Source organism: Bacillus sp. NPDC060175 (assembly GCF_042728695.1).
Classification (GTDB): Bacteria; Bacillota; Bacilli; order Bacillales; family Bacillaceae_G; genus Bacillus_A.
In genome coordinates this window covers 1-3,879 of sequence record NZ_JBHWYR010000166.1, presented here as the reverse complement: position 1 = coordinate 3,879, position 3,879 = coordinate 1, and the positions used below count along the sequence as shown (strand labels likewise).

General features: G+C 30.8%; 2 protein-coding genes. Both read right to left on the bottom strand.

Going from position 1 to position 3,879, the window contains the following annotated elements; genetic code table 11:
• Positions 1–142: 142 nt before the first annotated feature.
• Positions 143–910, bottom strand: coding sequence for a response regulator (locus tag ACFWDE_RS30115; RefSeq protein WP_016096990.1), 768 nt, complete (start codon positions 908–910; stop codon positions 143–145).
• A complete protein-coding gene (locus tag ACFWDE_RS30110) occupies positions 898–3,846 on the bottom strand; it encodes a histidine kinase (RefSeq protein ID WP_377896346.1) in 2,949 nt (982 codons plus the stop codon). The genes ACFWDE_RS30115 and ACFWDE_RS30110 overlap by 13 nt, the downstream gene beginning before the upstream one ends.
• Positions 3,847–3,879 lie beyond the last annotated feature (33 nt).

Sequence of the window (3,879 nt, the reverse complement as noted above, 5' to 3'; positions counted from 1 at the left end):
AATTATTTTCATTGATGAGGGAATACTTTAAATATGGTTTATCTCCATTAATTAATTTATCAAACGTTTCTCTCAAAAATCTCTCAAGATATTTTTTATAAAATGAAAAACCTGTCTCCACATAGAGACAGGTTTTTTAAAGTTATATGCTTTGAAGTTTGTAAGCCCATAAATACCCTTTTGACTCTAATAATAGGTCGTTAGTATTATGCTTTTCTATAAATTGAATTGTTTGGTTAATATGCATTGCATAACCATCTGTTGTACGCTCGATTGTGATAGGAACATTTAGCTCACTGAATAGTTGACGTATTCGATAAATAGTATTATACAAATTTGCTAGTGCACGTTTTTCCGCTATGTTAGGCCAAATATCGTCAATAATATGCCATTTTGAAACAGCTTTTTCTTTATGGAGAAGGAAGTAATAAAAAAGCTCTTCAGTAACACGGGTAGGCCATTTTAGCGATTGATGATCTTTTTTTACAAAGGTATTACCGTATAGTTGTACTTGAAGGGTGTTTGAATTTCTTTGTTGATTCGAAACACCATAATATTTTTTTAGGCGGTAATCTAAATCTTTTACAGCATTAGGTGTCAACGGTTTTAAAATATAATCAAGAGCTTGTACCCGAAAAGCTTCTAAAGCATAGTTTGGATAAGCTGTAGAGAAAATAACCGGAACATCAATGCCTTCACTTACTAACTTTTGAGCGAGTTCAATTCCTGTCATTTTAGGCATTTCAATGTCTAATAAAATAGCGTCTAATGTGTAAAGAGGAAGCATTTTAAGTGCCTCTAATGGTGACTGGAAAGTATCAATAACTTGAAATTCACCATGTTTTATTAATAAATGATTATGTAAATCTAAAATGGGCTTTTCATCTTCTATTATTACTATTCGCCACACTGCTTTCTCTCCTTTAATGGAATTGTTACATTAATAGTTGTTCCTTTATTTTCAATAGAATAAATCTCTACAGTTCCATTGGAAAACTTTCGAACACGACGTAAAACATTTGAAAATCCAATTCCTTGATTCTTAAGAGTTCCATTTAATAAATTGTGTATAGTTGTTTCTGACATTCCTATACCGTCATCTATTACTTGTATAAATAAAATCTGTTTTATTTGTTTTATATTAATTTGTACATGACCGTTTCCTTCTTTCTCAAATAGGCCGTGGCGTATTGCATTTTCCACAAATGGTTGTACGAGTAAGTTAGGTATATATATTTCATCTAAAGATTGGACGGTATCAACTTCATATGAAAAAGAAAGACGTTCGCCAAATCGTGCCTTTTCTATTTCTACATATGCTTGAATGATAGAAAGTTCCTTTTGTAATGTAGAATAATTTGCTTCTTTTCCAGACTCAAAGATATAGCGTAAGTAGGAGCTTAACATCGTTAGGAGATGTGCAGCACGTTCACTATCTGTATAACAGAATGAAATAATATTACTCATTGCATTATATAAGAAGTGTGGTTTGATTTGGGCCTGTAGAAAGGCCATTTCATTTTCGAATGCTTGCAGTATGGCTTCTCTTGTTTGGAAAATAGTATGCAGTCTAGCTAATAGTACTTGTTTTGTACAAGGTTTAACTAAGTAATCGGTTATTCCACTTGCAAATATATTATCTACATGAGTTGGATAATCTTTTGAACTTAACATTAGAATAGGTAATTCTAATATGGATGTTTTTTTGCGTATATGTTTGGCCAACTCAATTCCTCCAATTTCGGGAAGAGTTTCATCTATAATAAGAAGCGAGAAATCTTTAGTTTTTTCTAGCAAGAAAATAGCTTCTTGAGCTGAATGGACAATGTTAATATTGTATTTTTCGGATAGTAAAGATTTTAGTACCTCTGTATGTATGACATCATCATCTACAATTAAAATTTTTGGTTGATGGCTAGTATTTACTTGGGAAACTTCTTTAAAACCATGTCGTTCCTTTAAAATAGTAGGTATTTCTTTATATTCATAAAAAGGAACTTTTATTTTAAATAGAATAGAAGTTTTATAGTATTCAATTTGTAACTGCCCATTCATGCGTTCTAGCAGTTCTTTACTTATTAATAATCCAACTTCAGTATGAGCTTCTTCATACGTAAAATTAGAACCTCTAGTAGCTTTAAAGGTTAAATGAATATTTTCTCCTATATGTTGAGTATCAATAACAATTTTTCCACTTACTGCATAGTAACAACATTCTTCTAAAATACGATAAAGTACTTGTGTTAATCGATCTTCGTCTACTAGTCCATGCAAATTCTTCGGTATGTATTCTTGATACATAATGTTTTTTCTTGAGAGGGGTAGTTCCATTAATTTATAAACGTGATTCACAACCATTTTTATATTTGTTGATTTTCCTACAAAAGAATAATCATGAAATTTAATTTTTGTGAAATCCTGTAAATCATTAGTAAGATATAGTAAACGTTCCGTAAGTTGTTCCAGTAGATGTAACTCATTAGAATGCTTTTCTTTTTTATCATTAGATTTTACAGATTTAATTAAATTAATTGCATGGTATAAAGGATTTTTTAATTCTTGGGTCGTTACTTTTAAAAAAGAATCTTTTGTTAAATGAATAGCTTCTAATTTTTTCGATAAGTGCTCAGCTTCTTCGGTACGATTAATAAAACGTGTGCCTAAAAAGACATTCATCATAATAATGAAACCTATTAGTCCAAAGCGATTAAATATATTACGACCTGATGCAAAAAGTTGTTCTAGTGTGCCGCTAAAGAGAAACATAAATAGAGTAAGTAACATAAGGATAAAAATTAAAATTTCATTTTTATTAATAATCCACTTTTTTTGTATGATTAGCTGAGTCAGTCTTAGGATAATCCACAACAACATTATATTCATATAAAAAAAGAATAGTGTTTGTAGATTAGATAGAGATCGAGATGGAAATAAGATTATGCTTACACTATAAATAAAGAAAGGCGAAAATAATAAAAGCATTTGTTTTTTATTTATAATAGTAGGCATAGTTTTTGAAATAAACAATGGTAATAAAATTGCACTAAAAAATGTAATAGAGTCTTGTAATCGAAAATAAATTTCAAAAGGGATATTAGGAACAGCGCGAAGTAATATACGCTCCCCACGTGTCATAACAATTAGTGCAAGGCTTAGGAAATAACAACCACTATAAAAAAAGCCATCATCTTTTTTACGTAGCAAGAAGATAGTGAGATGAAAAATACTAAAAACTAATAATATGGAAACTGCTGTCCATTCAATATTTGTATCTTCCGCTACGTCTTCTCGCATCGCTTTAGCATCACCGAAATCGATTGGGAAAATTATACCTCCCCGTACATTATAAAAATTTGAAACTTGAATTGTTATGAGTAGCTCTTTTGTTTTCGGTGTTAAATAAATTTCATATGATGGGTTTTCAGGTTTTGTATTTTCTTTTGATTTTCCGATCTGGCCTACTTCAGAAACTTTTTCGTCGTTTACATAAATAGTATGGGCTGACCAAATATTTCGAATTCGAAAACCAACTTCAGAAAAATGCTTAGGTAGCAAGATCTTTAATTGATAAGCACCATATTGTGCTTTGGATTCCCACTGTCCTGGTACGAGTTGGTTTGGAGCTTGGTCTTGAAATTCGTTCGAATTTACAAATTCATTTGGGGTGAATTTCCATTCGCCTGCTAAAGATAATATTTTCGCATTTGAAGGAAGATCACTTAAATTAAGCGTACCATTTTGTGCACGTTTTTGAATGAGATTTGTATCACTATCTCGAAAGTTAATATTTATAATTAAAAGCATCATCACAGTGATGAGAAGCCAACCAATGGCTTGTTTCCACATGGGGTAATCACCTCTTCTTCAATAATATATAAT

Excerpts from the sequence above, each read along its gene's own strand:
- ACFWDE_RS30110 (WP_377896346.1), bottom strand. The coding sequence starts at position 3,846 with ATGTGGAAACAAGCCATTGGTTGGCTTCTCATCACTGTGATGATGCTT.